Source organism: Amycolatopsis dendrobii, assembly GCF_014145675.1.
In the GTDB taxonomy this organism is placed as follows: domain Bacteria; phylum Actinomycetota; class Actinomycetes; order Mycobacteriales; family Pseudonocardiaceae; genus Amycolatopsis; species Amycolatopsis dendrobii.
Genome location: NZ_JACGZW010000012.1, coordinates 16,740 through 43,369 on the forward strand (window position 1 = coordinate 16,740; position 26,630 = coordinate 43,369).

The following is a 26,630-nucleotide window of genomic DNA, read 5'->3' on the forward strand; positions in this document are numbered from 1 at the left end:
TGGCTGCGCGGAAAGGCGCGCGGCTGGCTAGCATCCCCGGGTGGCCACGCTCCGCTCGTGGCCTGGACTTTCGCGAGCACGGCAGGGGGAACCGAGATGACTTATCCGCCGCAGCAGCCCGGCGGCTGGGACCAGGGCGGGCAGCAGCCGAACCCGTACGGGCAGCAGCCCGGCGGCCAGCCGCAGTACGGGCAGCCTCAGCAGGGCGGATGGAACCAGGGCGGGCAGCCGCCGCAGTCCGGCGGGTTTCCCGCCGCGCCCGGACCCGGGACTCCCGGTCAGGGCGGCCCCTACCAGGGCGGATACCCGCAGCAGGGCGGTCCCCAGCAGTACGGGCAGCAGCCGGAGCAGTTCGGGCAGTTCGGACAGCAGCCCGGCCAGTTCGGGCAGCAGGGACAGCCCGGCGGGCCGTTCGGGCAGCAGCCGGGCGGGCAGTTCGGCGGGTTCGGCGAGGAACCGCCGAAAAAGAAGAAGACCGGCCTGATCGTCGGCGTCGCGATCGCCGCAGTGGTCGTCCTCGGCGGCGCCACCGGCCTCGTCATCTGGCTGACCGGGGACAACAAGGACGACAAGGTCGCCGCCCCGCCCGCGTCGTCCTCGGCTCCGGCCGCGGGCCCGCAGTCCAGCGGACCGAGCGGGAGTTCGTCGTCGTCCCCGTCGACCTCGTCGTCGTCCGGCTCGGGCAGCGGCGACTACCCGGCGGCGTCCGGTGCGAAGCCGACCTCGGGAGAACTGTTCGAGGCCGCGTCCGAGGCGTACAACAGTTCCGACACCGAGGGGCTGTTCTCGATGCTGTGCACCAGCCTCACCAAGGGCCAGAAGCCGGGAAGCGAGAAGATGCCCTCGGGCATCCACTTCGAGCTGACCGGCAGCCCGCAGGAGAGCGGCGACCAGGCGACGGTGAAGTACCACGTCACCACGTCCACCAAGACCGCCGACGGCACCCTCACCGCCCTGCGCCAGGGCGGGGCCTGGTGCCTCGGGAAGGTCAGCACGGACCACTAGGTGAGACGCCGGCTCGGCACGGCACTCGGCCTGCTCGCAGTCGTTGTCGCGGGCGGCGTCCTCGGCTTGGTCTCGATCGGCCTGCCGGGGCCCGCCCGCACCGCCTCGGAACCGCCCGCTCCCCCGCCGCCGTCGCGCACCAGCGCGTCCTCGGCTCCCGCGCCCGCGGCGGATCAGGCCGCGATCGCGACGCTCGCGCGCACTCTCGTCGACGCGATCACCCGCGCCGACTCCGCCGAATTCGGCACTCTCGCTTGCAAACCGCAAACTGCCGCGGCGCTGAAGGAACTCCAAGCCAAATGGGACGCCGCGGGCCCGCTTCGCGCCTCGCTGGCCGGACCACCGGCGATCGCGGGCGACGACGCGACCGTGACCGTCCGGGTCGAAGGCACCGGCGGGCACAAGGAGACACCGTTCCCGCTGCGGCGCGAGAACGGCCGATGGTGCGTCCCTGGTTAGCCTTTGCCCTTGCTGGGCCGTCGTGAAACGCGCGGCGACACTGTGCCGTCGGCCAGACGACGGGCAGTGAGCAGGAAAGCGGTGTGCGCGACCATCCGGTGGTCCGGCCGGACCGCGAGGCCGACGACGTGCCAAGGCCGCATCAGCGTTTCCCACGACTCCGGCTCGGTCCAGCACTGCTGCTCCCGCAGCGATTCCGTGACGCGCGACAGCTGGGTCACGGTGGCGACGTAGACGGTCAGCACGCCGCCGGGCACCAAGTGCGCCGCGACGTTCGGCAACTGGTCCCACGGCGCGAGCATGTCCAGCACGACCCGGTCGACCTCGCCGGTGTGCGTGGCCAGGTCCGCGACGGTGAGCGTCCAGTTGTCCGGCTTCTCGCCGAAGAACTTCACGACGTTGCGCTCGGCGTGCTCGGCGTGGTCGTCGCGGATCTCGTAGGAGAACACCTGTCCCGCCGGACCGACCGCGCGCAGCAGCGAACAGGTGAGCGCGCCTGAACCGGCGCCGGCTTCCAGCACGCGGGCGCCCGGGAAGATGTCGCCCCACATCACGATCTGCGCGGCGTCCTTGGGGTAGATCACCTGCGCGCCGCGAGGCATCGAAAGCACGTAGTCCGGCAGCAGCGGCCGCAGCGCGAGATACGTGCTGCCGCCTGCCGAAGTGACCACGCTGCCCTCGGGACGGCCGATGAGGTCGTCGTGCGCGAGGGCGCCGCGATGCGTGTGGTACTCGCCGCCGTCGGCGAGCGTGAGGGTGTAGTGCCTGCCTTTCGAGTCCGTCAGCTGAACCCGGTCACCTGCACGAAACGGTCCGCTGACCGACAACTTCTTCCTCCACTGCAAAACCCGGAACGCCGACGTCGAATCCTCGCAGGTCGTCCCGCGCCCGTCGTGCGCGGGTGCCTCTCACTGGGCGCGACGGCCCTGCATCAGCGCGGTCCGCAGGTCTTCGCGACGCAACACGCCCGCCGGACGGCCTTCGTCGTCGACCACGAGGAATTGCCAGGCAGGCGTCTCGCGCACGCGTTCGGCGATCTCCTCCCCCGGCTCCGACGCCAGCAGCACGGTCTCCGCACGGATCGGCTCGGCCGCTTGCTCGGCGGGCGCGTGCGGGCTGACGCTCGCCAGCTGCTGCGCGGCCTGCTCGTCCAGCAATCCCGCCGCGACACCGTCCGCCCGCACCAGCACGACCCCGCGTCCCGCCGATGCCGCCAACGCGTCCGATACCGGGCTTTCCGCGGGCAGCTGCAAGACCGGACGCACCAAATCGGACAGTTCCAGCCCGGCGGGCCAGCCGCGCCGGGCTTCCGCCGCCAGCTCGGAGCGAGCGCCGAGGATCACGAACCACGCCGTCACGACGCACACGCCGAGCCGAAGCCACCGGTCCGGGCTCTGCATCGCCAGACCGAGCAGCGCCCAGACGATCAGCCCGGTGGCGACCAGCGCCCCGCCCGCGACCGCGGCCTTGGTTCCCTTGGCCCGCAACCCGGTCATCGCCCAGACCCCGGCGCGCACGAGGCGTCCGCCGTCCAGCGGCAACCCCGGCAGCAGATTGAAGAAGCCGACCGCGAAGTTGGCCACCGCGCACTCCGCGACGAGCAGCCACACCGCGCCGTCCGGCGGCACCGCGAACAGCAGCAGCGAGCAGAACCCGCCCAGCACCAGCGAAACCGCGGGCCCCGCCGCGGCCACGAGCCCTTCCTGGCCCGGCCGTCGCGGCGTACGGGCCACTTCGGACAGTCCGCCGAGCAGGAAAAGCCGCAGCCTGCGGACCGGGATCCCGAGCCGCAGCGCGACGAGGCAGTGCCCGAGTTCGTGCGCGAGCACGGAAAGCCCGAGCAGCACCGCGAACGCGGCGGCGAGCAGCCACGCGGTCGGCGTCGAAACGTCCGGCAGGAACCGCCCGACCAGCGGCGCGTAGAGCACCACGATGACCAGCGAGCCGATCCACCACGACGGGGCGAGCAAAACGGGCACCCCGCCGACCCGGAACAGCAGCAGGCCGCCGTCCCCGCCGGCGCGCCGGGCGGGCCCGGCGCCGTGCTGACTGGTCGCGGCCATGCCGGACAGCGTAGGGGGCCGCGTGTGGGAAGCCGGTGACCCGGTGTCCCCGGACGGGTGGTGTCGGTCTCGCCCCTGCCCGCCCGGCCGGTCCGTGAAGGGCCCCTTGAGGGAACCTGATTCCCGCGAAGGCCCCTTCACGGGCCCGCGCTCAGGTCAGGCGGATCGCGGCGTGACGAGGTTCTCCAGATTCGCGAGCGCGACCTGCTTCCGGAACTCGCCGCGATACGACGCGTCACCGGAGTCGTGCATCGCGTCGGTCATCCAGACCGCCGCCGCCTGCCGCTCCCAGACATGCGCCAGACAGGTGCCGGAATAGCTCTCCAGCACGCTCGGATCGTCTTTCTCCACCTGATGGACGATGGCGTGCGCGAGCACGTCGGCGTCGTGCAGCGCGAGGCTCATCCCCTCCGCGCTCATCGGCGAAATCAGGTGCGCCGCGTCCCCGAGAAGGCACAGCCTGCCGTAGCGCATCGGACTGAACACGACCCCGCGCAACGGCACCACCTGCTTCGTCACGATCGGCCCTCGCCGCACCGGGGCGGCGAACCGGGTGCCGAGTTCGTCCCAGACCCGCGCGTCCGGCCAGTCGCCGATGGTGTCGTCGACGGACATTGCAAGTAGATCCGGCTCGCGTGCGGCCCGCGGGTGATCCGCGCCGCGAAGCCCCGGGAATGCACGGCCATCACAGCCGCCGGATCGGCGGGCACTTCCGCCATGACGGTCAGCCAGGCATACCCGAACTCGTGGCTGTGGCAGGCGAGAAATCCGTCCGGAATCGCCGTCCGGCTGACGCCGTGGAAGCCGTCGGCACCGGCGACGAACGCGCAGTCGATCGCCTTGGCGCCCTCGCCGTCCCGGTAGCGCACCCGGGGTTGTTCGGTGCCGAGCCCTTCCAGCGTGACGTCCTCCGCCTCGAACCGGAGGTCGCCGCCGTCGCGGAGGAAAATCCGGATGAGGTTCCGGACGAGCACCTGCTGCGGGATGAACGCGCCCGCGCCGTCCTCGCCGGTGTCCATCCGCCAGGCGCGCTGCTCGCCGTGCCCTTCGACAGCCTCGCCCGCTCCCCAAGCGCGCAGCGTCCGCACGCCGCGGCTGTCGAGGGATCCGGCTCTCTGCCGCTGCTCGACGTACTCGCGGCTGTTCTTTTCCAAGACCACGCAAGGGATCCCGCTGCGGAGGAGGAATGTGCCGAGCGCGAGCCCGGCCACTCCGCCGCCCACGACGGCCACGGTGGTTTTCGCGTCTGCCTGTGTCATGTTTCGTTCCCCGGAAAGAGTGCTGGTGAACTGGATGACCACCACCCTCTTCCCGGCCGCGGACCGGCGGCCACCGAGTACCGGGCGCCCGATAACGAAAACCCGCCAACTTGCTCCCGCTACTCGCCGCGGTCGCGCAATCCCGCCTGATACCGCCCCGGCGTCTGCCCGACCAGCGCCGTGAACGCCCCGATGAACGCCGACGGATTCGCCCACCCGCACGCGATCGCCGTGCCGGTCACCGATTCGCCCTCGGTGAGCTGGAACAACGCGTGGTGGATCCGCAGCACCGTGCGCCACCGCTGAAAACTCATGCCGAGATCGGCATGGAACAACCGGCTGAGCGTCCGCTCGCTGGCCCCCGCGGCGCGCCCCAGTTCAGCCAGGGTCTCGGCCCGCCCCGGATCCTCGTGCAGCAGCTCGGCGACGACCCGCAACCGGTCGTCGCGCGGCTCCGGAAGATGCAGCGGCTCCCCCGGAACCTCCCCGAGCTCGTAGAGCACCACCGCCCGGACCCGGCGAGCCGCCTCGGCCGACCGCTCCTTTTCGCCGGTCAGCGCGATAATGCCCGCCCGCAGCAACGGCGACACCGCGAACACGCGAGGCTGCCGGGCCAACCCCGCGCACTCCTCGAAGGGAATGGCGAGGATCCGCGTGTCCGTGCGCCCGTAGAACCGGTGGGAATGCTCGAACCCCGGCGGAGTCCACGTGACGCGGTCAGCGGGCGCGACCCAGGTCCCGAACTCGGTGGTGGTGGCGAACACCCCGCTGGCCGCGTACACCAGCTGCCCGCTCGGATGGGAGTGGCTCTCCATCCGAAACCCGCCCGGCAGCCACCCCGCCCCCTGCGGCGTCATCCCGCCCGGCTTCCCCACCGCACCGACCCTACCCACGCACGAGGCCCCCTGCCCTCAATCCAGCCACGCCCAGCCGGCCACTCCCAACCCGACCCGAACGCGGGATCGCCGGCTTGAAGGCGATCCCGCCCGCCCCGCCGAAGGCGGGGCGAACACAATTGTCGTACCCCGGGGTTACGCTCTGCCCCATGTCCGACACCGCCACGGTCACCACCCCTCCCGGGGGCGACGCGCCTGCCAGGAGGCGGCCCGCGTTGTCGCCGTCCCGGGCGAGCGACTTCAAGCAGTGCCCGCTGCTCTACCGGTTCCGCGCGGTCGACCGGCTGCCGGAGGTGCCCACCCGGGCACAGCTGCGCGGCACGCTCGTCCACGCGGTCCTGGAGCGGCTTTTCGCGCTGCCCGCCGCCGAACGCGTCGCACCTCGGGCGAAAGAGCTGCTCGCGCCGACCTGGACGGAGCTGTCCAGCGACAGTCCGGAGTGGACGGAGCTGTTCGCGGACGGCGAACCCGGGGAGACCGACAAGTGGCTGGCCTCGGCCGAAAAGCTGCTTGATTCCTACTTCGAGCTGGAAGATCCGCGCAGGCTGGAGCCGGAGGCGTGCGAGCTGCACGTCGAGATCGAGCTGGGCTCGGGCGTGCTGCTGCGCGGGTACATCGACCGGGTGGACGTCGCGCCGACCGGCGAAATCCGGGTCGTGGACTACAAAACCGGCGCCGCGCCCCGGGAAATCGGCGAGGCCAAAGCACTCTTCCAGATGAAGTTCTACGCGCTGGTGCTGTGGCGGTTGCGCGGGGTCGTCCCGCGGCAGCTGAAGCTGATGTACCTGACCGACGGCCAGTCGCTGGCCTACACGCCGGACGAGGCCGAGCTGGTCCGGTTCGAGCGCACGCTGGAAGCGATCTGGCAGGCGATCCTGAAGGCAGGCAAGACAGGCGATTTCCGGCCGAACAAGGGCAGGCTGTGCTCGTGGTGCGACCACCAGGCGCACTGCCCGGAGTTCGGCGGCACGCCGCCGGAGTACCCGGGCTGGCCGGAGCCGGATCCGGGCGAGGAGACGGTCTTGGACCGGGCCGACTGATGGGCGACGCGTTCTTCCTCCCGCTCGGCGGCGAGCGGTACGAGGCGACTGAGCACACCACCGGCCCGTGGAGTCCCGGCGCGCAGCATTTCGGCCCGCCGTCGGCGCTGCTCGTGCGCGGGCTCGAACAGCTGGAGTCGCGGCATCCGGCGCAGCTGGCCCGGGTGACCGTCGAGATCCTCGGCCCGGCTCCGGTGGGCGAACTGGAGCAGCGGTCGTGGGTCGAACGGCCGGGCCGCACGGTCGAATTGGTCCAGTCCGAGCTGTCCGCGAACGGCCGGACGGTCGCGCGGGCGTCGGGATGGCGGATCGCGACGTCCGACACCGCCGAGGTCGCCACCGACGGCGGTCCGCTGCTGCCCGCGGCCGACGCGGGCAGCGAGGCGGCCTTCCCGGACGACTGGCAGGGCGGCTACCTGCACGCGATCGAATGGCGTTCGGTGCGCGGCTCGATCTCCGCGCCGGGTCCGGCCGCGGTGTGGGCGCGGCAGCGGTATCCGCTGGTCGACGGCGAGGAGCCGACGGGTCTGCAGCGGCTGTTCGCCATCGCCGACTCCGGCAACGGGGTGTCGCACTTCCTGCCGACGGCGCAGTGGTGGTTCATCAACTCGGAACTCACCGTGCACCTGCGCCGGATCCCCGAGGGCGAATGGATCGGGCTCGACGCGGTCACGCTGGTCGGACCGCACGGGATCGGCTCCGCGACCAGTACGCTGCACGATCGTTCCGGTCCGGTCGGCACCGGCGCGCAGGCTTTGCTGGTGCGTCCGCGACAGGCCGGGGGCGGATGAGCGCGCCGCGGCGGGCAAGTCCGATAGCCTTCGCGGAACGACCGACAAGGGAGCGCTCCGGCATGCAGATCACCTCGGTGGTCAACCAGAAGGGCGGGGTGGGCAAAACCTCGCTGAGCGTGGGCGCGGCGGCGGCCCTCGCCGAACGCGGCAGGCGGGTGCTGCTCGTCGACCTCGACCCGCAGGGGCACGCGACGACCGAGATGCTCGGCATGGACGAGGTCCCGGCGGACGCGCCGAGCCTGGCGAAGGCGCTGACCAAGCTGTGGAAGGGCCCGATCGAGCAGCTGGCCGTCCCGCATCCGCGCAGCAACCTCGGCCGCGGCGGTGCGTTCGACGTGATCCCGACGTCGCCGGGGATGTTCGACCTGATCCGCAGGCTGGACCAGTTCCGGGTGCCGGGCTGGCAGCTGGCGCGGGTGATCCAGTTCGCGCACTACGACCACGTGATCATCGACTGCCCGCCCGCCCAGGACGTGCTGACGAACAACGCGCTGGCCGCGTCGCACGGGATCCTGGTGCCGGTCCAGCCGGACAAGACGAGCATCCGCGCGCTGCGCCTGCTGTCGGAACAGGTGCGCTACGTCGAGCAAACCACCGGCCGCGCCCCGATCTCCTGGTTCGGCATCGTCCCCGGTCTCTACCGCCGCCCCATCTCGCACTACGCCGCGGCCGCGCTTCAGGAGATGTACTCCTTCGGCGTCCCCATGCTGTCGCACGTCCCGCTCGGCGTCGTGATGAACGAGGCGGCGGCCCACGGCGTCCCGGTCACGACGTTCGCCCCGGAAACCATCCAGGCGGTGTCGTTCCGGGAAATCGCCGAGACCTTGGACGGGTACCTGGCGCAAAACCCCGGCCCCACCGAGGTTCCGGCCGACGACGAGTTCGTCTTCGAGGATTTCATCTCCGAGGTCGCGGTCGCCCGCAACGTCAACGACAACGGCGCGCGCAAGAAGCTGTACGACCTGATGCCGAAGCGCCCGAACCGCCCGCGCTGACCACCGTCTACATGCGACAGAGGGCGTCCCCTCCGAGGAGAAGACGCCCTCTGCTCAAGCAGTTTCCTACAACCGGCAAGACCGGATGTCGGACGCCAGCACGGCTTTCGCGCCGGTCTCGGCCAGTTCGTCCATGATCCGGTTGACTTCCTTGCGCGGCACCATCGCCCGCACCGCGACCCACTTCTCGTCCGCCAGCGGAGCCACCGTCGGCGACTCCAGGCCGGGCGTGATCGAAATGGCCCGCTCCAGAATCTCGCGCGGGCAGTCGTAGTCGAGCATCATGTAGTGCTGCGCGAAAACCACGCCCTGCAGCCGGGCCGCCAGCTGCGACTTGGCCCGTGATCCTTCGCTGCCCGCCCGCTGCAGCAAGACCGCCTCGGACGCGCAGATCGGCTCCCCGAACGCGACGAGATTGTGCTGCCGCAGCGACCGGCCGGACTCGACCACGTCCGCGATCGCGTCCGCGACCCCGAGCTGGATCGAGATCTCCACCGCGCCGTCGAGCCGGATCACCTCGGCCTCGACGCCGTGGCGCGCGAGATCGTCGCGGACCAGCCGCGGGTACGACGTCGCGAGCCGCTTTCCGTGCAGGTCGGCCGGTTTCCAGTCCCGGCCGGCGGGCGCGGCGTAGCGGAACGTCGAGGCGCCGAACCCGAGCGCGAGGACCTCGTCGACCGGCGCTCCCGAATCGAGCGCCAGGTCGCGGCCGGTGATGCCGAGGTCGAGCTCGCCGGAACCGACGTAGATGGCGATGTCCTTCGGGCGGAGGAAGAAGAACTCGACCTCGTTGACCGGGTCGAGCACGGTCAGGTCCTTGCCGTCATGTCGCTTGCGGTAGCCCGCCTCGGAAAGCATCTCCGCCGACGCGGCGGCGAGGGCTCCCTTGTTCGGCACGGCAACACGCAGCATTCGCTCTTCTCCTCGGTCTCCGGTGCGCGAGCGCGTCACAGGTAGCGGTACACGTCCTCGGTCGAGATCCCCCGGCCGAGCATGAGCACCTGCACCCGGTACAGCAGTTGCGAGATCTCCTCCGACAGCCGGTCGTCGGATTCGTGCTCGGCGGCGATCCACACCTCGCCCGCCTCTTCGAGCACCTTCTTGCCCTGTGCGTGCACTCCGGCGTCCAGTGCGGCGACGGTGCCGGACCCGTCGGGACGGGTACGCGCGCGCTCGGCAAGCTCCGCGAACAGCTCATCGAAGGTCTTCACGGGGCCGAATCCTTTCATCCCGCGCTCGTCCGCGCCGCTCCGGGTGACCCGGAAGCCGCCGAGGTCACAGCCGGGGCAGCAGCGCGGCCAGTTCGGGCACGCCGACGCCGGCCAGCGACGTGCGGAACACCCGGCGCGGACCGTCCGGGACGTCGACGTCGTTGGGCACGACGAGCACGGTGCAGCCAGCGGTTTCGGCCGATTCGGCTCCCGGCGGCGAGTCCTCCACCGCGACGCACCGCTCCGGCGCCACGCCCAGCAGCTCGGCGGCCTTCAGGTACGGCCGCGGGAGCGGTTTGTTCTGGCCGTCGACCTCGTCGCCGCAGACCGTGACGTCGAAGAAATCCCGCCCGATCGTGTCGAGCGCGAGTTCGGTCAGCGCCCGTTCGGTGGAGGTGACCAGCGCGGACTTGAGCCCGGCCGCGCGGACCGCGGCCAGCGCCTCGCGCGCGCCCGGCCGCCAGGGCAGCGCGTCGTCGAACAGCCCGGCGGTGCGGCGGCGGATCCACTCCCCCGTCTCCGCGACCGCTTCCGGGGTGACCGGGCGGCCGGTCTGCTCCAGCAGCACGGTGGCGGTGGCGTCCATGTTGGACCCCACGAGCGTCATCCGGACTTCCTCCGAAAGCGTGCCGCCGAGCGCCTCGGCGGCCTCGTACAGCGCGACGTCCCACAGTTTCTCGGAATCGACGAGGGTGCCGTCCATGTCCCAGAGGACAGCCGCCAGTCCGTCCGAAGAGGACGGTGCAGTCACAGTTTCTCCTTGTCCGGTGCGGCGCCCCGGCCGGGCGCCTTCCCCTCCAGCGTCCCACGCGGACCGCCGTGAGCGGGGCCACACCCGTGCCGTGACACGCGGGGGCGGACACGCTGCGCAGGGTAGGTGCCGGAGGCCGTAGGCTGGTCAGGTGAGTGAGCCTGTCGACGACACCCCGCGGCCCGGCGACCCGGAGCAGGACCGCACCGATGCCCAGCGCCCGATCATGATCCTGGCCTTCGAAGGCTGGAACGACGCGGGCGACGCGGCCAGCCAGGCGATCGAACACCTCCAGCTTTCCTGGGACGCGACGCCGCTGGCCGAGCTCGAACCGGACGACTACTACGACTTCCAGGTCAGCCGCCCCACGGTGAAGATGGTCGACGGCATCACCCGGCGGGTCGAATGGCCGACCACCCGGCTGTCGGTGTGCCGTCCCGATGGCTTCGACCGGGACCTGGTGCTGGTCCAGGGCCCGGAGCCGAACATGCGCTGGCGGAAGTTCTGCGCGGAGATCGTGGAGCACGTCCAGGAACTGGACGTGGCGATGGTGGTCGCGCTCGGCGCCCTGCTGGCCGACACCGCGCACACCCGGCCGGTCCCGGTCACCGGGACGGCCTACGACAAGGACACCGCGAGCAAGTACCGGCTGGAGCTGAACAACTACCAGGGCCCGACCGGGATCGTCGGGATCCTCCAGGACTACTGCGTGCAGGCGGGCATCCCCGCGGTGTCGATCTGGGCAGCGGTCCCGCACTACGTCTCGCACCCGCCGTCGCCGAAGGCCACGCTGGCGCTGCTGCACAAGCTGGAGGACGTCCTCGACGTCGAGATCCCGCTGGGCGCGCTGCCGGAGCAGGCCGAGGAGTGGCAGCAGACGGTCAGCGAGATGGCCGACGAGGACGAGGAAATCAGCGAGTACGTGCGCAGCCTCGAGGAACGCGGCGACGCCGAGACGGATTTCACCATGGAAGAGGTCTCGGGCGACAAGATCGCCGCCGAGTTCGAACGCTACCTGCGCCGGCGGCGGCCAGGGCAGGACGGCGGGTTCGGCCTCCGCTGACCCCTCGTGCGCGGCGATGCCGGTTCTCGCCGGCGCCACCCTCGCTCCGACCGCCACGAGCGAGGGAACGCATCGTGATCAACGGGCTACGAAACGTCACCCGAGCCGCCCGGCGGGATGACGGCGCCCGTGCCGTCGACTGATCGCGCCGCGCTGCTCTGGTGCCCTCCCGAGCCCGTCTCGTTGACTGGCCTGGCGCGAGCGACGTCGCGCGGACCAGGAGGTACGAGAATGTTCGGCAAGGCACTAGCGGCGGCAGTGCTCGCGGCGGGCGCGATCACCGCGTCGGCGGCGACCGCGTCGGCGGCACCGGTATCGCCGGCGAAGGTGAATGGTTTCGGCGCCTGCATGGACTACGCGGTGGGCGAGTACGACATCGAACCCTGGCTCGCGCACGACGCGTGCGACGCAGGCTCGTTCGAGGAATGCTACTGGATTCTTCGCCGCGACTACGTCCCCGCGCAGGTCGCGGCGACAGCTTGCCGGCTCTCGTTCGACTGATCCGCTGCGGGGCGCGACCGGGCTGCGCGGGCAGGCCGGTCGCGCTCAGGCGGTGAGCAGCTTCCGCACCGGAACCGCGCCGCGCGCCCGCTTCCGCCATTCGCGCGGATAACCGAGCGAGACCTCCTCGAACCGCACGCCGTCCGCGGACGTCGTGCGCGGGATGTGCAGGTGCCCGTACACGGCCAACTCGGCCCGGTAGCGCAGGTGCCAGTCCTCGGTCTGCGTGGTGCCGCACCAGAGCGCGAAATCGGGGTAGTACAACGGGTTCGTCGGATGCCGGTGCAGCGGCCAATGCGACATCAGGATCGTGCGACGGTCCGCCGGGATCGCGTCCAGCCGGTCGCGGCTGACTTTCAGGCGCTGCTCGCACCAGGCCGCGCGCGATTCGTACGGGTCCGGGTGCAGGTAGTACTCGTCGGTGCACACGACGCCGATCTCGCGGGCGTGCGCGAGCGCTTCTTCGCGGGTCTTGCCCTCGGTCGCCGGAGTGCGCCAGCTGTAGTCGTAGAACACGAACAGGGGCGCGACGGTCAGCGGCTCCGGGCCGAAGTCCCACACCGGGAACTCGTCCTCGGGCGTGCGCACGTCGATGGCGCGGCACTGCTCCACGAGGAATTCGTAGCGCGCCTGGCCGCGCAGCTGGCATTCGTCGTTCGGCGTGGTCCACAGTTCGTGGTTGCCCGGGACCCACACGACCTTCGCGAACCGCTCGCGCAGTCTCGCGAGCGTCTCGCGGATGACCTTGGCGGACTCGGCGACGTCGCCCGCGACGAGCAGCCAGTCGCCGGGATCGTCGGGCACGATTTCGTCGACGATCGGGCCGTTGCCCTCGTGGGTCACGTGGAGGTCGCTGGTGGCGAAGAGAGACGGCACTCGTCCACCGTAACGACTTTCCGTGCCCGGGAGCGCCGGAACCGCCCATTCCCCCACCCCAGAACGACCAGCCCGGCGCTCACGTGCAGGCTTGCCTGCACGTTCAGCAGCACTGTCGGCCCGATCACCGCGACGAGCGCGCCTGCCAGCAGCGAACCGGCCGCCGTGCCCGCGGCCATCAGCGCGTACACCGTGCTCAGCACCCGTCCCGCCCGGTCCGGGCCGGTCTCCGCCTGCACGTGCGACAGCAGCCCGGCCCCGGCCACGACTGCGGGCGCGCCGACCGCCATGAACAGCCCGACGTACACCCCGAGCACCGTGGTCGCGCCCGGCAGATTCCAGATCGCCACCGACATCAGCCCCGCGGCGACCAGGCCCCAGCCCTGCAACAGCACCGGCGCGACGCGGCGCGCCAGCGTCGCCACCGCGAACCCGGCCGCCAGCCCGCCGATCGCCTGCACGCCGCGCAACAGCCCGGCGTCGGCCTCGCTGCCGCGCAGGATGTCGAGCACGAACACCACGAACAGCACCAGGAACATGCCCTGCGCGAGCGAAGTCAGCAGCGCCGACACGCTCGTCGCCCGGAGCCGCTTGCCCGCCAGATCCCGGATGCCCGCGAGCCAATCCGCCTGTTCGGGCGCGGTCTCGCGCACTGCCACGCGGCGGAAGGGGAAAGCGAGCAGCATTCCCGCGACCGCGAGCGCGGCGAGATAGCCGATGACCACGCGGTCGAGCCCGCCCCAGCCCAGCAGCGCTCCCCCGGCCCAGCCGCCCGCGAGCCGCGCGACGCTGCCGTTCACGCTCATCAGCCCGTTCGCCGGGGTGACGTCCTCGACCCCGACCAGTTCCGGCACCAGCGCACTGCGCGCCGGCTCGAACACCGAGGCCAGCCCTGCTTGCGCCGCCATCACCGCGTAGACCGCCGCGACCGGCAGCTCGGAACCGGCCAGCAACGGCAGCACCACGACCGCCTGCCCGGCGCAGACCGCCGCCAACACGACCCTGCGGTCCCACCGGTCCGCGACGATCCCCGCGACCGGGCTCAGCAGCACCGCGGGCAGCAGCCCGAGCACGATGCTCAACGCCGTCGTGACCGCGGAGCCGGTGCGGACGAACAGGTACACCGGCAGCGCGACCTGCAGCATCCACTCCGCGGTCTCGCCGAAGAACGCCGACACCCAGAGCCGGGCGAATCCCGGTGCGGCCAGCAGCCGTCTCATGCCGGTTTCCCGTCGTGCCCGATCCGGCGGAAGGCACGCATCCCGAGGAAGACCGCGCGAGCGCCGGCGGGCGCGTCCTCGCGGATCGTGCTGACGTACGGCCGGATCAGGTCGTCGATCGCCTTGGTCAACGCGCTGACTTCCGCAGGCGTCGCATTCAGCCCGTAGGAGAAGAAACCGCCGGCCTCGCGCCAGTCTTCGTCGAGCTGTTCGACCGTGTCGAGGTACCGCTGGGTCAGCTCCTGCTCCTCGGCCAGTTCGGTGCCCGTGACCGCCAGTTGCGCCGCCTCGAGCGCCGGGTCGCCGCCGGGACCCCCGAGCACCAGCCCGACCTGGCACGCCTGCCACGGCCGCTCCCGCCCGTCGCCGCCCTCGGCCCGCTCGACCAGGCCGTGTTCCGCCAGTTTGCGCAGATGCCAGCTGCAGTTCGACGCCGTCGAGCCGACCGCGTCCGCGCACTCGCTGGCCGTCGACGGGCCGACTGCCATCAGGTGGTGCACCAGCGCCGACCGCAACGGGTGCGCGAGGGCCCGCAGCAGTTCGACGTCGTCGATCCGCTTGCGCGGGGGCAGGTCAGCCATCGGTCCGTCCCAACTCTGAAGGGTTTCTTTCGAAACAGTTCTTTCAGAGTTGCAGGCCGCCACCCCGGCGTCAAGCCGCCCGGCTACAGCGAGGCGAGGAAGGAGCGCACGCGCTCCAGGAGCGCTCCGGCGGCCTCGGGGTCGTACGCGGCGAGCGAAGAGTCGGCGAAGAGGTGCTGGTCTCCGGGGTAGACGAACAACTCCGCGTTCGCGGCGGAGCCGACGAGTTCGCGAGCGGACGGCAGGTCCTCCTCGAAGAACTCGTCGTTCTCCTTCCCGTGGATCTGCACCGGAACCCCCTCCGGCCACGCCGTGCCGAACTCCTTGACCGGCAGGCAGGAGTCGAAGAACAGCGCGCCGCGCGCTCCCGGCCGGGTCTGCGCGAGACGCTGCGCGACGGTGACGCCGAAGGAGAACCCGGCGTACACGAGTTCCTGCCCCAGGGCCTCCGCCTCGGCGATCCCGCGTTCCCGCACCTGATCGAGGCCAGCCTCGCCGGCGAAAGCGAAGCCGTCTTCGATGCTGGCGAACGTCCGGCCCTCGAACAGATCGGGAGTGTGCACGGTGTGCCCGTCGCGGCGCAGTTCGCCGGCGAAGCCGCGCACGCCGTCGGTCAAGCCCTGGATGTGGTGGTACAGCACGATCTCGGCCATGCCGGGAATCCCCTCAGCGAACGAAGCAGTTGCCTGGAACGTTCGGCAACGCTAGCCGGTTCGGCCAGAGCCAACAGCCCGCCCGGCCGCACACTGGCCGATCGGCTGGCGTTGCCCGAACCCGAGCAGGCCAGGGCGACCGGACACCCGTCGCGGCACGCGAATCCGCCGCACCGCCCGAGACGGGAGAGCCGCGGGGGTTCATCCGGCTGGCCCGGCCCGGAGAAACCGCCTGCGACTGCGCGATCGGCATCTACGCCACCGCTTCTCCGGCCTTGCCGCCGCGAGAATCCTGACCAGCGGGAACCGGGCACCCGAAAAATCGTTTGCGCTCCCCCGCGGCCTCCGCGTTATGCTCCCGGCCATCATGGACAGCTGAACCGAGCCCTCCCCGCATCGAGGCCGCTCCCGGTCGAGCCCTGCTCCCGGGAAGCCGCGCGTTGCCCGTCGGGGATTTAGCTTCCTCCGCAAAGGCCCGGTGATCGCCCATGTCTACTGTCCTGCACGCCTCCGACCTCGTTTTCGGCTACGGTGCCCGCACTGTCCTCAACGGCGTTTCGCTCGTCGCGTCGCCCGGGAGGCGGATCGGTCTCGTCGGCGAAAACGGGGTCGGGAAGTCCACCCTGCTCCGGCTGCTCGCCGGGCTCGAAGTCCCCCGCGGCGGCGACGTCGTGCGGCACGGCGATCTCGGCTTTCTCTTCCAGGAGCTGCCTTTCGACGGCACCGCAAGGGTTTCCGACGTTCTCGACGAGGCGCTCGCCGAGATCCGCACCGCCGCGGCGACGCTCGACAAGCTCGCCGCGGTGCTCGCCGAGCGGCCCGACGACCCGGAGGTGCTCAGCGAGTACGGCCACGTCCTGGAATGGGCGCAGGCCCACGACCTGTGGGACGCGGACCGGCGCGCGGATCTCGTCCTCGCCGGTCTCGGGCTCGGCGACATCCGGCACGACCGGCGGCTGCACACGCTCTCCGGCGGGCAGCGGTCCCGGCTCGGGCTGGCCGCGCTGCTGGTGCGGCGGCCGCGCATCCTGCTGCTCGACGAACCGACCAACCACCTCGACGACAGCGCCATGGAATTCCTCGAACGCCATCTCGCGGAGCTGACCGGCGTCGTCGTGCTGTCCTCGCACGATCGCGTGTTCCTCGACGCGGTCTGCACGGACATCGTGGACCTCGACCCGGTTCCGGCGGACCGCCGCGTCGGCGGCGCGACACGCTACGGCGGCAGCTACACCGATTACCTCGGCCAGAAAAAGGCCGAACGGGCGCGCTGGGAACAGCGGTTCGCCGAAGAACAGGAGGAACTCAAGCAACTGCGGGAATCCGTGCACGGCACCGCGCGCCGCGTCGCGCACAACCGTGCGCCGCGGGACAACGCGAAGATGCTCTACGACTTCAAGACCGGTCGCGTGCAGAAGCAGATATCCCGCCGCGTCCGCAACGCCCAGCTCAAGCTTGACACGCTGGAGCGCGAGCAAGTCCGCAAACCGCCTGCGCCACTGCGGTTCCGGGCCACGCTCACCGCGGACACCAGCGGCGAAGGCCCGGCGGTGTCGGTGCGCGGCATCGCGATTCCGGGCCGCGTGCAGCTGGACGAGCTGGACGTGGACCGCAGCGCGCGGCTTCTCGTGACCGGCGGCAACGGAGCGGGCAAATCCACGCTGCTCTCGGTGCTGGCCGGTCAGCTCACGCCGTCGGCCGGGACTGTCCACTTCGGACCTGGTGTGCGAGTGGGGTTGCTGGAGCAGGACGTCAGGTTCGCCCGGCCGAAACGGACCGCGCGGGAGGTGTACCGCGCCGCGGCCGGCGAAGCGGCTCCTTCGCTGTCCACGCTCGGCCTGCTGCCGCCGAGGGAACACGACCGGCCGGTCGGCGAGCTTTCGGTGGGCCAGCGTCGCCGGTTGGCACTGGCGGTGCTGCTCGCGGAGCCGCCGGACGTGCTGCTGCTGGACGAGCCCACCAACCACCTGTCGCTCAGCCTTGCCGAGGAACTGTCCGAAGCGCTCGACAGCGCGCCGGGCGCGGTCGTCCTTGCTTCGCATGACCGGTGGTTGCGCCGTCGCTGGGAGGGCGACCACCTGGCATTGGCGGACGGCCGACGCCAGGATGTATAGGTCGTTATACAGTTAAGTCGGCGGGGCGGTGTCCGGAGCGGGTTCCGGCCGCTGCCCCGCCGTCGAAAGGCTCAGAGAACGATGCCCAGCAACGCGTCCACGGCCTCCTTGATCAGACCCGGAGCGGCCTGGTCAGTGCCGTCGCGGCGCAGTGCCGACGTGACCCACGCGTCGATCGCAGTGAGGGCCTTCGGCGTGTTCAGGTCGTCGGAGAGATGGTCGCGCAGCCGCGCCACGGTGTCCGCCGCGTCGGGCCCGGCGGGCAGCGCGACGGCTTCGCGCCAGCGGGCCAGCCGCTCCTGCGCGTCGACCAGCAGCTGATCGGTCCACGCCCGGTCCTCGCGGTAGTGCCCGGCGAACAGCGCGAGCCGGATCGCCGCCGGGTCGACGCCGTCGGCGCGCAGCCGCGACACGAAGACGAGGTTGCCGCGGGACTTCGACATCTTCTCGCCGTCGAGCCCGATCATCCCGGCGTGCACGTAGTGCCGGGCGAACGGGTGATCGGCGGCGACGGCCTCGGCGTGCGCGGCGCTGTACTCGTGGTGCGGGAAGATCAGGTCGGAACCGCCGCCCTGGACGTCGAAACCGAGCCCGAGGCGGTTCACCGCGATCGCGCTGCATTCGATGTGCCAGCCCGGCCGTCCGGCACCCAGTTCCGACTCCCACGACGGCTCGCCCTCGCGCGCGACGCGCCACAGCAGCGCGTCCAGCGGATGCCGCTTGCCGGGACGGTCCGGGTCGCCGCCGCGTTCGGCGAAGAACTTCGCCATGGTCTCGGCGTCGTAGTTCGACTCGTAGCCGAACCGGCCGGTCGCGTTGTGGTCGAAGTAGACGTCCGGGAACTCGGCGTCGTCCGCGCGGTAGGCGCTGCCGTCCGCGAGCAGCTTCGCGATGACCTCGACGATCTCCGGGATCGCCTCGACGGCTCCGACGAACTGGCGCGGCGGCAGCACCCGCAGCGCCTCCATGTCCTCGCGGAACAGCGCCGTTTCGCGCATGCCGAGCACGATCCAGTCGTCCGAATCGCGTTCCGCGCGCTCCAGCAGCGGCTCGTCGATGTCGGTGACGTTCTGGACGTAGTGCACCTCGTGCCCGTTGTCCCGCCACACCCGGTTGACCAGGTCGAACGCGAGGTAGGTGGCGGCGTGGCCGAGGTGGGTGGCGTCGTAGGGGGTGATGCCGCAGACGTACATCCGGGCAGCGGCTCCGGGCGCCGTCGGGCGGACCTGCCCGGTCGCGGTGTCGTGGAGCCGGAGGGGGCGGGGCGTGCCGGGCAGCCGGGGCACGGCGACGGAGGACCAAGTCTGCATACCTCCGACTGTAAGCGTGACGTCCGTCCGCTATCCCACCCGGTGGGAGGGACGGCTGTGGTGTCCCTCCCACCGGAGCGGTCAGGCCCGCTGCCGGGCCGCGTTCGCCCGGACGGCCGCACCCACGTACGCCCCGATGCCGGGCCGCTGCTCGTCTTCCCGGACGAGGAACGCCAGCTGCGCGGGCTCCTTCTCGTACAGGTCCGCGATCCGCTGCTGCATCTCGTACCCGCACTCCCCCATCACCGCCGACAGCATCGCGCGGTGCTCCTCGGCGAGCTCACCCGCCGCCGGACTGTCCGCGGGCACGCCTTCGTCGACCAGCGCGACCAGGCGGCGCACCCAGTCCTTCCGCTGCCGCTCCGCCTCCGCCCACTCCTGCTTGGTCTCCGGCAGCTGCGTCTGCTGCCACTCCGGGCAGCTCCCCCATCGCCGGACAGCCTCCTCCGAGTAGCCTTCCGGCACCTGGAACCCGCCGAACACTTCGAACTTCTCCTCGGGCGTCAACGCGTTGCCCATGGCTCTCGCCTCCAGCAATCGATCGACGGCCGCGACCATGCGCTCGATCCGGTCCGCCTGCGCCACCAGCAGCTCCCGCTGCCGTTTCAGGTGGGCGTCGGCGTCAGTCCCCGGTTCCGCGAGCACGGACGCGATCGTCTCCAGGGGAAAGCCCAGCTCCCGGTAGAGCAGGATCCGCTGCAGCCGGTCGAGATCCTCGCCGTCGTAGCGCCGGTAGCCGGACGCCGTCCGCCCGCTCGGCGACAGCAGGCCGATCTCGTCGTAGTGGTGCAGCGTGCGCACGGTGACGCCGGCCAGCGCCGCCACCTCGCCCACCCGGTAGCCCATTGCTCTCCCCCCGTTTCTTCGGCCGAACGGCCCTTGCGAGAAACCACGATCACGCCTCACGTCGCGTGAGGGTCAAGTGTGGTGGACACCGCGTTCGAGCGCGAGTACGAACGAAGCATGGCTCTGCGCACGCCCGTCCGCGCCCATTCCGCACTTCCGCCCGGCCCGCGTCTCCCTCTCGCCGTCCAAACCGTCCTTTTCGGCGCTTTCCGCAATTCCCTGCTGCCGCTGCTGCGACGGCGCTACGGGGACGTCGTGCGGCTGAAGCTGTACCCGGAGCGTTCGGTGGTGCTGGTCGGCGACCTCGACCTGGTGCGCGAGATCTTCGCCGGTCCGGTCGAAACGTTCCACGCCGGCGAGGGGAACATGGTGCTCAAACCCATGCTGGGCGAGCATTCGGTGCTGCTCACCGACGAGGAGGAGCACCGCAGGGCGCGGAAATTGCTGATGCCCGCGTTCAACGGCGCGGCCATGCGCGGGTATCGCGACATGGTCGCCGAGCTGACCGTCGCGGAGCTGGAGCGATGGCCGCAGGGCCGGGCGTTCCGGGTGCACGACCGGATGCGGGCGCTGACGCTGGAAGTGATCCTGCGGGTCGTCTTCGGAGTGACCGACGGGCCTCGGCTGGCGGAGCTGCGCGTGGCGCTGGAGCAGGTCATCGACATCAGCGCGCTCGATCTGTTCGGGTGGCACAGTCCGGCTCTGCAGAAGTTCGGGCCGTGGCGGCGGAATCGGGAGCGGCAGGAACGGGTCGATCAGCTGCTGTACGCGGAGATCGCGGAGCGGCGCGCGGCACCGGATCTGGCGGAGCGGACCGATGTGCTGTCCCGGCTGCTGACCGTGCCCGGCGACGACCAGCTCAGCGACCTCGAGTTGCGCGACCAGCTGATCACGTTGCTGCTGGCCGGTCACGAGACCACGGCGACCGCGCTGGCTTGGGCCTTGCACGAGCTGGCCCGGGATCCGGTGACCGCCGCGGCGGCCGCCCGCGCCGCTGACGAGGGCGACGAGAAGTACCTCGAAGCAGTGGCGAAAGAGGCGATGCGGCTGCGGCCGATCATCTCCGAGGTGTCGCGGAAGCTCACGAAGGACGTCCAGGTCGGGCCCTACACGGTTCCGGCCGGGTACATGGTGCTGCCGTCGATTTCGATGATTCACGCGGACTCGGAGCACCATCCGTCGCCGGAGGTGTTCGACCCGACGCGGTTCCTCGGCAGCGGTCCGCCCACGGGCAGCTGGTTCCCGTTCGGCGGCGGCGCGCGACGCTGTCTGGGGGCGGGATTCTCGTTGCTGGAGGCGACGATCGTGCTGCGGGAGCTGTTCACGCGGTACCGGGTCAGCGCGCCCAGCCCGCGCCCGGAGCGGGTCAAGACCCGGCACATCACGCTCGTTCCCGGCGACGGTGCGCGGATCCTGGTGCACCGCCGCTGAAGTCCGTGCAGGACTCCTTGAGGGAATCTGATTCCCTCAAGGAGTCCTGCACGGACCTTTGCAGATCGGGTCAGCGGCGGCGGGTGCGGAGGTAGTCGCCTACTACCGCCGCGCCCAGGCCGTCCAGGTCCGGGGCCACGACCCGGCCGCCGGAGCGGCGGGCGATGGTGTCCACGAAGGCTTCCAGGCGCGGGTCGTCGCCCAGCCGGAAGACCGTGACGGACGCGCCCAGTTTGGCGATCCTGTCCACTTCGGACAGTGTCTTGTAGATGGTCGCCGGTTCGGGCGGGTAGGAGAATTCCGCCTCGCCGTCAGGTTCGAGGTGAGCGGTGGGTTCGCCGTCGGTGACCATGAGGACCACCGGCTGGGCATCCGGATGACGCCGCAGGTGGCGTCCGGCCAGCAGCAGCGCGTGGTGGGCGTTGGTGCCTTGCTCCCAGGTGCCTTCCAGTCCGACCAGTTCCGGCAGTTCCACGGGCATCGCGTAGCGGCCGAAGGTGATCAGCTGCAGGGCGTCGTTGCGGAATCTGGTGCTGATCAGCTGGTGCAGGGCCAGCGCGGTGCGTTTCATCGGCAGCCAGCGGCCCTCCTGGACCATCGACCACGACGTGTCGACCAGCAGCGCGACCGCGGCTCGCGAGCGGTGTTCGGTCTCGATGACCTCGACGTCCTCGACATCGAGCCGAACACTCCCCGCACCGGCCGCGGTGGAGCGCAGCACGGCGTTGCGCACCGTGCGCGGGACGTCCCAGGGCTGCATGTCACCGAACCGCCACGGACGGCTGGAACCGGTCGGTTCGCCTGCCGCACCGGCGGATTCGGTCTCGCGCTCCCCGGTTTTGCCGCGCAGCGAATTGACCACATCGGACAGCGCGGTCTCCCCCAGCCGGCGCAATGCCTTGGGAGACAATCGCAAAGTGCCGTCCGCCGCGCGCTCGAACAGACCCTGCTGGCGCAGCTCTCGCTCCAGTTCGGACAGCCGACGAGCGTCGACGCCCGCGTCCGGGCCGAGTTGACGCTCCAGCGCCTCCAGGTCGATGTCTTCCAAGCGTGCGCCCGGATACGACTGGCCCAGTTGCTCGGCGAGGGCGTCCAGTTCCGCCAGGTCCGCCATCGCCTGCGCGCCTTCGCCAAGCCCCAGCGGGTCTTGGCCGCGGAAGCGCGAGGACGACGTCCAGTCCTCTCCCGGCCGCAGCGCACGCAGCTGGGAGTCCAAAGCGGACAGTTGCTGCGCGAGCCTCGGGTCGCCGAAAGCTTGCTGCGCCAGCTCGGCCAATTCGGCGCGTTGTTCCTCGGACATCGAGTTCAGCATCCGCTGCGCGGCGGCGGAACGGGCGGCCAGTACGTCGATCAGCTCGTCGACGTTCTGCGGGTTCTCCGGGAAGAACTCGCCGTGCCGCCGCATGAACTCGCTGAAGCGTTCGCCGATGTCGCTCGCGCCCTGGGCGTGCGCGGACAGCAGCGCGTTGAGGTCGCCGAGCATCTGGTTGATCCGCTCGACGTCCTGCGGACCGGCGTTCTGCATGGCCTGTTTCATGCCCTGGAACCGCGCGTCCAGCATCTCGCGGCCGAGGAGGTCGCGGATCTGCTCGTACTTCTGCCGGGCTTCGCCCGAACGCCACTCGTACTCGTTCAGCTCGCGCACGGCAGCGGCGGTGCCGGGCGGCAGGGCGTCCAGCTGAGCTTCGCGGAAGCGGGCCTCGTCGCCGGGGTCCGGGAACAGTTCCCGGCGCTCGGCTTGGAGTGCTTCCTGCAGCAGCTGCTGGACTTCCTGGAGCGTGCCGTCCAGCCGGTGCCGCCGCTGGATTTGCGAACGCCGCTGCCACAGCTGCCGGGTCAGCTCGTCGAGGCCCGCAGTGCGTTCGGTGCCGCGGCGCAGCAATTCCTCCAGCGCCGACCGCGGGGACGAGCCGCCCATGACCTCGCGGCCGATCTCGTCCAGCGCGTCCCGCAGGTCCGCGGGCGGGGCCAGCGGATCCGGCCCGTCGTGCCACGGGCCGTAGGAATATCCCTCCGGTAAGAGCGGCATTATTCGCCGTACACCGTCGTGCCGTCGTCGGAGTCCTTCGCCAGCCTGCGCGCGAGGAACAGCGACTCCAGGGCCAGTTCGACCGCCGCCGCGATCCGGCCCGCCGGCTCGTCCGCGGAGACTCCGGCTCGCTGGGCGACCTCGTGCAGCACCGGCAGTTCCGGCAGTGCGGCAAGGACTTCCGAGCCGGGGACGCGCTCGCCGGTGGCGACCAGGTGGCCGTCCGCGACCGCGTCGGACAGCGGGCGCAGGTCCAGCCCGGCGAACCGTTCGCGGGCGGTTTCCGCGATCGCGCGGCGCATCAGGTGCACGAGGTGCTCGACCTCGCGGCCTTCCTCGCCGGGCTCGAACTCGACCTTGCCGCGCAGCACGGCGGGCACGGCTTCGAGGTCGACCGGACGCGCGACTGCCGGGTCCTCCCCCGTCACCGCCGCCCGGCGCAGCGCCGCTGCCGCGACGGTTTCGGCCGCCGCCACCGCGAACCGGGCGGACACGCCGGAACGCTGGTCGATCACCGGCGATTCGCGCAGGTTGCGCACGAACCGGGCCAGCACCTCCAGCAGCGGCTCGCCGACCTCCGCGACGAGGTTCGCTTCCTGGCGCACGACGGCGACCTCGGAGTCCACGTCCAGCGGGTAGTGCGTGCGGATTTCCGCGCCGAAGCGGTCCTTCAGCGGCGTGATGATCCGGCCGCGGTTGGTGTAGTCCTCGGGATTCGCGGTCGCGACGAGGAGGACGTCCAAGGGAAGCCGCAGCGTGTAGCCGCGGACCTGGATGTCGCGTTCCTCCATGACGTTCAGCAGCGCGACCTGGATCCGCTCCGCGAGGTCGGGCAGTTCGTTGATCGCGACGATGCCGCGGTGCGCGCGCGGCACGAGTCCGAAGTGGATGGTCTCCGGGTCGCCGAGGCTGCGGCCCTCGGCCACCTTCACCGGGTCGACGTCGCCGATCAGGTCGCCCACGCTCGTGTCCGGCGTGGCCAGCTTTTCGGTGTAGCGCTCGCTGCGGTGCCGCCAGGCCACCGGAAGGTCGTCGCCGAGTTCGGCGGCGCGGCGGATCGAGGCGGGCGTGATCGGGTCGAGCGGGTGTTCGCCCAGTTCGGAGCCCTCGATGACCGGGGTCCACTCGTCGAGGAGACCGGCCAGGGTGCGCAGCAGGCGGGTCTTGCCCTGGCCGCGTTCGCCGAGCAGGACGACGTCGTGGCCGGCGAGCAGGGCGCGTTCGAGCTGGGGCAGCACGGTGCGGGAGAAGCCGACGATGCCGGGCCAGGCGTCGCGGCCCTCGCGCAGCGCGGCGAGCAGGTTGTCGTGGATCTCGCGCGCGATCGGGCGCGGGGCGTATCCGGCGGCGCGGAGCTCGCCGGCAGTACGGGGAAGAGCGTCGGGAACAGCGTTCACCCCTTCGACGCTACTGACCGTTCCGGCATCCGTCGATGTGGAGCGGCTCCAGCCGGGCGGGGATCGGCGGAGCCGGGAGGAACCGGTAAAATGAGCAGTCGTGTGCCGACCCAGTGCGACCCTCGCCGTCTGGTCCTCCGCGTGGCTGAACGGGGCCGCGGCGTCCGACGACGTCCTCGACGCCTTGCAGGACTGGGCCGAGGCCCACGATGTGGTCGCGGCCGATCCCGCCGCGGCGGACGCGTTCGATCTTCCGCTCGCCTTCCATCGGGCGGCTACTCCCGTGCAGTTGCTGCTCGCTCTGCGGGCGCAGGGGGCAGTGAGTGCGCAGTTGGTGCTGCCGGTGCCCGGCGATGTGCGCGGTCTTGGCGGCGGCGGGCCGTTCGCTGACGCGGCGCTGCGATGCGGCGAGGCTGTGGTGCTCGGCGGGCTTGCGTTCGGGTTGGTGCCGGAGCCGATCGCCGAGGGGTTGATGCGCTGGACGGTGCATTCGCTTCCCGCGCCGGTCGCGCTGGAATACCAGCCGTTGCCGGATGCCGAACACGGGTTGACTGACGCTATCCGGGCCAGTGCCGGGGCGTTGCAGGCGCTGGATGTGGCGAGTGATCGGCCTGGGGTTCGGGCTGAGTTGTCGGCGCATTTGCGGGCTCGGCCTCAGGTGGAGTGGCCTGCCGGGACGCCTGGGCGGGCGTTGCGGGTGTTGCAGCGGGCAGAGGAGATTTCGGCGATTTTGGCTGTGGCGCAGGCGGACGATCCCGGCGGGGCGTTGTCGGCTTCGGCGGTGAATCGGCGGGCTGAGGCGTTGCGGCCGTTGGCTGAGGCTGTTCGGGGGGCTCGGACGGCGTCGGTCAATGAGGCGGTGCGGGTGTTTGCCGAGCAGGGGGATCGGCAGGTTTGACGCCTGTCGCGCGGGCTCGTCGCCTGGCGGCGACGTCGGCCGCTTTGGGTTGCGTGGGCGCCCTGAAGGTTGATCGTGCGGACGGTTCGGGGGTGCGCGGGAGGGGCCCTCACGAACCGGTGCGGGTCATGAGGGGAACCCCGACGGAATCAGAGTCAGTCAGGGTTCCCCAAGACCGGTCAGCGGGTGGGGCGGCGAGGTGGCTCGCAGCAGGCGACTGCGCAGGGGGCGCCGTTGACGGTGCAGCCTGCGGCCGGGAACGGGGACAGCTTCCGGGCGGGGGCCTCTGCCAGGTGTTCGCGGACCAGCTCGACCACCATTTCGGCGAACCTCGGGTCGGCGTCCGGTGTCGCGGCGCGGGCGAAGGCCATGCCGTGTTCGGCGGCGCGCTCGGCGGCTTCGTTGTCCAGGTCCCAGATTACTTCCAGGTGGTCCGCGACGAAGCCGATCGGGCTGACCACTACGGCATCCACGCCCTGAGCGTGCAGCGCGTCGATGTGGTCGACGATGTCCGGTTCCAGCCACGGAATCTGCGGCGGTCCCGAGCGCGACTGCCAGACGACGTCGTACTCGGCGATCCCGGCTTCGGCGGCCACGAGACGGGCGGCTTCGGCGATCTGGTTCGAGTAGCGGCGGCCGCCTTCGGAGGGCGGGCCGGAGGCCAGGTCGGCGCTTTCCGGGATCGAGTGCGCGGTGAAAACCGTGCGGGCGCCGGGGCGGTCGCCGAGTTTCGCGTGGGCGGCGCGGACTGCGTCGGCGACTGCGGAGACGAACAGCGGGTGGTCGAAGAACTGGCGCAGCTTCACCAATTCCGGCGCGTCGTCGCCGACGGCGGTGCGGGCTCGTTCGATGTCCTCGTCGTACTGGCGGCACGCGGAGTAGCCGCCGTACGCGCTCGTCGGGAACACCAAGGCACGACGGACGCCCGCGTCCTTCATTCCGGCCAGGGTGTCCTCGACCATCGGCGCCCAGTTGCGGTTGCCGAAGTGCACCGGCAGCTCGATGCTCTCCGCCGCGAGCTGCTTCTCGACCGCCGCGATCGCGGCGCGGTTGAGCCGGTTGATCGGCGAAACCCCGCCGAAGTGCTGGTAGTGCTCGGCGACCTCGAGCAGCCGCTCACGCGGCACGCCCCGGCCCCGGGTGACGTTCTCCAGGAACGGCATCACCTCGTCGGGCCCTTCCGGACCGCCGAACGAAAGCCATAGCAACGCGTCGTAACCCACGGTGCTCATCCTGCC

At 71.1% G+C, this 26,630-nt stretch carries 25 protein-coding genes and 1 pseudogene; 10 read left to right on the forward strand and 16 right to left on the reverse strand.

The window, feature by feature from the left end:
* Positions 1–96: 96 nt before the first annotated feature.
* Positions 97–1,005 (forward strand): hypothetical protein, encoded by a 909-nt coding sequence (locus H4281_RS32645; RefSeq protein ID WP_182894709.1) that lies wholly within the window; start codon positions 97–99, stop codon positions 1,003–1,005.
* Complete coding sequence (locus H4281_RS32650) at positions 1,006–1,464, forward strand: hypothetical protein (RefSeq protein ID WP_182894710.1); 459 nt, start codon at positions 1,006–1,008, stop codon at positions 1,462–1,464.
* Here the strand turns inward: H4281_RS32650 and H4281_RS32655 are convergent.
* The 4 genes and pseudogenes from H4281_RS32655 to H4281_RS32670 all read right to left on the reverse strand — a co-directional run bounded on the left by H4281_RS32655 (position 1,461) and on the right by H4281_RS32670 (position 5,643).
* Positions 1,461–2,291, reverse strand: a complete 831-nt coding sequence (locus H4281_RS32655) for a tRNA (adenine-N1)-methyltransferase (RefSeq protein ID WP_037806487.1) — start codon at positions 2,289–2,291, stop codon at positions 1,461–1,463. The two genes, H4281_RS32650 and H4281_RS32655, sit on opposite strands and share 4 nt — an antisense overlap.
* Positions 2,292–2,372: 81 nt before the next feature.
* A complete protein-coding gene (locus tag H4281_RS32660) occupies positions 2,373–3,527 on the reverse strand; it encodes a M50 family metallopeptidase (RefSeq protein ID WP_182894711.1) in 1,155 nt (384 codons plus the stop codon).
* 156 nt (positions 3,528–3,683) lie between these two features.
* Positions 3,684–4,786: pseudogene (locus tag H4281_RS32665) on the reverse strand (4-hydroxybenzoate 3-monooxygenase).
* Between the two features lie 119 nt (positions 4,787–4,905).
* A complete protein-coding gene (locus tag H4281_RS32670; RefSeq protein WP_182894941.1) occupies positions 4,906–5,643 on the reverse strand; it encodes an AraC family transcriptional regulator in 738 nt (245 codons plus the stop codon).
* A 188-nt stretch (positions 5,644–5,831) separates the two neighbouring features.
* Between H4281_RS32670 and H4281_RS32675 the strand changes: the two genes are divergently transcribed.
* The 3 genes from H4281_RS32675 to H4281_RS32685 all read left to right on the forward strand — a co-directional run bounded on the left by H4281_RS32675 (position 5,832) and on the right by H4281_RS32685 (position 8,511).
* The gene (locus H4281_RS32675; protein ID WP_182894712.1) at positions 5,832–6,722 is read left to right on the forward strand and encodes a RecB family exonuclease; all 891 of its coding nucleotides are present in this window, start codon (positions 5,832–5,834) and stop codon (positions 6,720–6,722) included.
* On the forward strand, positions 6,722–7,513 hold the full coding sequence (locus H4281_RS32680; RefSeq protein ID WP_182894713.1) for a thioesterase family protein: 792 nt from the start codon (positions 6,722–6,724) through the stop codon (positions 7,511–7,513). The genes H4281_RS32675 and H4281_RS32680 overlap by 1 nt, the downstream gene beginning before the upstream one ends.
* A gap of 62 nt (positions 7,514–7,575) precedes the next feature.
* Complete coding sequence (locus H4281_RS32685) at positions 7,576–8,511, forward strand: ParA family protein (protein ID WP_182894714.1); 936 nt, start codon at positions 7,576–7,578, stop codon at positions 8,509–8,511.
* A gap of 66 nt (positions 8,512–8,577) precedes the next feature.
* Here H4281_RS32685 and hisG read toward each other — a convergent pair whose 3' ends face one another.
* From hisG to H4281_RS32700, 3 genes are all read right to left on the reverse strand, one after another.
* The gene (gene hisG / locus H4281_RS32690; protein WP_182894715.1) at positions 8,578–9,423 is read right to left on the reverse strand and encodes an ATP phosphoribosyltransferase; all 846 of its coding nucleotides are present in this window, start codon (positions 9,421–9,423) and stop codon (positions 8,578–8,580) included.
* Positions 9,424–9,458: 35 nt separating this feature from the next.
* Complete coding sequence (locus H4281_RS32695; RefSeq protein ID WP_027927607.1) at positions 9,459–9,722, reverse strand: phosphoribosyl-ATP diphosphatase; 264 nt, start codon at positions 9,720–9,722, stop codon at positions 9,459–9,461.
* 64 nt (positions 9,723–9,786) lie between these two features.
* Entirely contained in the window at positions 9,787–10,473 is a 687-nt protein-coding gene (locus tag H4281_RS32700; protein ID WP_312872219.1) for an HAD family hydrolase, read from the reverse strand.
* Positions 10,474–10,624: 151 nt separating this feature from the next.
* Between H4281_RS32700 and H4281_RS32705 the strand changes: the two genes are divergently transcribed.
* Both H4281_RS32705 and H4281_RS32710 read left to right on the forward strand, forming a co-directional pair.
* Complete coding sequence (locus H4281_RS32705; protein WP_182894716.1) at positions 10,625–11,536, forward strand: PAC2 family protein; 912 nt, start codon at positions 10,625–10,627, stop codon at positions 11,534–11,536.
* A 231-nt stretch (positions 11,537–11,767) separates the two neighbouring features.
* Positions 11,768–12,037, forward strand: a complete 270-nt coding sequence (locus H4281_RS32710) for a hypothetical protein (RefSeq protein ID WP_182894717.1) — start codon at positions 11,768–11,770, stop codon at positions 12,035–12,037.
* 45 nt (positions 12,038–12,082) lie between these two features.
* Here the strand turns inward: H4281_RS32710 and H4281_RS32715 are convergent, their stop codons facing one another.
* From H4281_RS32715 to H4281_RS32730, 4 genes are all read right to left on the reverse strand, one after another.
* Positions 12,083–12,913, reverse strand: coding sequence for a metallophosphoesterase family protein (locus tag H4281_RS32715; protein ID WP_182894718.1), 831 nt, complete (start codon positions 12,911–12,913; stop codon positions 12,083–12,085).
* Positions 12,877–14,133 (reverse strand): MFS transporter, encoded by a 1,257-nt coding sequence (locus H4281_RS32720; protein WP_182894719.1) that lies wholly within the window; start codon positions 14,131–14,133, stop codon positions 12,877–12,879. The genes H4281_RS32715 and H4281_RS32720 overlap by 37 nt, the downstream gene beginning before the upstream one ends.
* Positions 14,130–14,714, reverse strand: coding sequence for a winged helix-turn-helix domain-containing protein (locus H4281_RS32725; protein ID WP_182894720.1), 585 nt, complete (start codon positions 14,712–14,714; stop codon positions 14,130–14,132). The genes H4281_RS32720 and H4281_RS32725 overlap by 4 nt, the downstream gene beginning before the upstream one ends.
* Before the next feature lie 83 nt (positions 14,715–14,797).
* A complete protein-coding gene (locus H4281_RS32730) occupies positions 14,798–15,367 on the reverse strand; it encodes a dienelactone hydrolase family protein (RefSeq protein WP_182894721.1) in 570 nt (189 codons plus the stop codon).
* Between the two features lie 488 nt (positions 15,368–15,855).
* Between H4281_RS32730 and H4281_RS32735 the strand changes: the two genes are divergently transcribed.
* Positions 15,856–17,481, forward strand: coding sequence for an ABC-F family ATP-binding cassette domain-containing protein (locus H4281_RS32735; RefSeq protein WP_182894722.1), 1,626 nt, complete (start codon positions 15,856–15,858; stop codon positions 17,479–17,481).
* Between the two features lie 71 nt (positions 17,482–17,552).
* On the opposite strand, the gene mshC is transcribed toward H4281_RS32735, so the two are convergent.
* Both mshC and H4281_RS32745 read right to left on the reverse strand, forming a co-directional pair.
* The gene (gene mshC, locus H4281_RS32740; protein ID WP_182894723.1) at positions 17,553–18,791 is read right to left on the reverse strand and encodes a cysteine--1-D-myo-inosityl 2-amino-2-deoxy-alpha-D-glucopyranoside ligase; all 1,239 of its coding nucleotides are present in this window, start codon (positions 18,789–18,791) and stop codon (positions 17,553–17,555) included.
* A gap of 81 nt (positions 18,792–18,872) precedes the next feature.
* Complete coding sequence (locus H4281_RS32745) at positions 18,873–19,637, reverse strand: MerR family transcriptional regulator (protein WP_182894724.1); 765 nt, start codon at positions 19,635–19,637, stop codon at positions 18,873–18,875.
* Positions 19,638–19,754: 117 nt separating this feature from the next.
* On the opposite strand from H4281_RS32745, the gene H4281_RS32750 reads away from it, so the two are divergent.
* Positions 19,755–21,068, forward strand: coding sequence for a cytochrome P450 (locus tag H4281_RS32750; RefSeq protein WP_182894943.1), 1,314 nt, complete (start codon positions 19,755–19,757; stop codon positions 21,066–21,068).
* Positions 21,069–21,138: 70 nt separating this feature from the next.
* On the opposite strand, the gene H4281_RS32755 is transcribed toward H4281_RS32750, so the two are convergent.
* Together H4281_RS32755 and H4281_RS32760 are read right to left on the reverse strand one after the other, a co-directional pair.
* Positions 21,139–23,097, reverse strand: coding sequence for a vWA domain-containing protein (locus H4281_RS32755; RefSeq protein WP_182894725.1), 1,959 nt, complete (start codon positions 23,095–23,097; stop codon positions 21,139–21,141).
* Complete coding sequence (locus H4281_RS32760; protein ID WP_182894726.1) at positions 23,097–24,494, reverse strand: ATP-binding protein; 1,398 nt, start codon at positions 24,492–24,494, stop codon at positions 23,097–23,099. The genes H4281_RS32755 and H4281_RS32760 overlap by 1 nt, the downstream gene beginning before the upstream one ends.
* 100 nt (positions 24,495–24,594) lie before the next feature.
* On the opposite strand from H4281_RS32760, the gene H4281_RS32765 reads away from it, so the two are divergent.
* Complete coding sequence (locus tag H4281_RS32765) at positions 24,595–25,392, forward strand: Rv1486c family protein (protein ID WP_182894727.1); 798 nt, start codon at positions 24,595–24,597, stop codon at positions 25,390–25,392.
* A 179-nt stretch (positions 25,393–25,571) separates the two neighbouring features.
* Here H4281_RS32765 and H4281_RS32770 read toward each other — a convergent pair whose 3' ends face one another.
* Positions 25,572–26,615 (reverse strand): ferrochelatase, encoded by a 1,044-nt coding sequence (locus tag H4281_RS32770; protein WP_182894944.1) that lies wholly within the window; start codon positions 26,613–26,615, stop codon positions 25,572–25,574.
* Between the last annotated feature and the right edge of the window lie 15 nt (positions 26,616–26,630).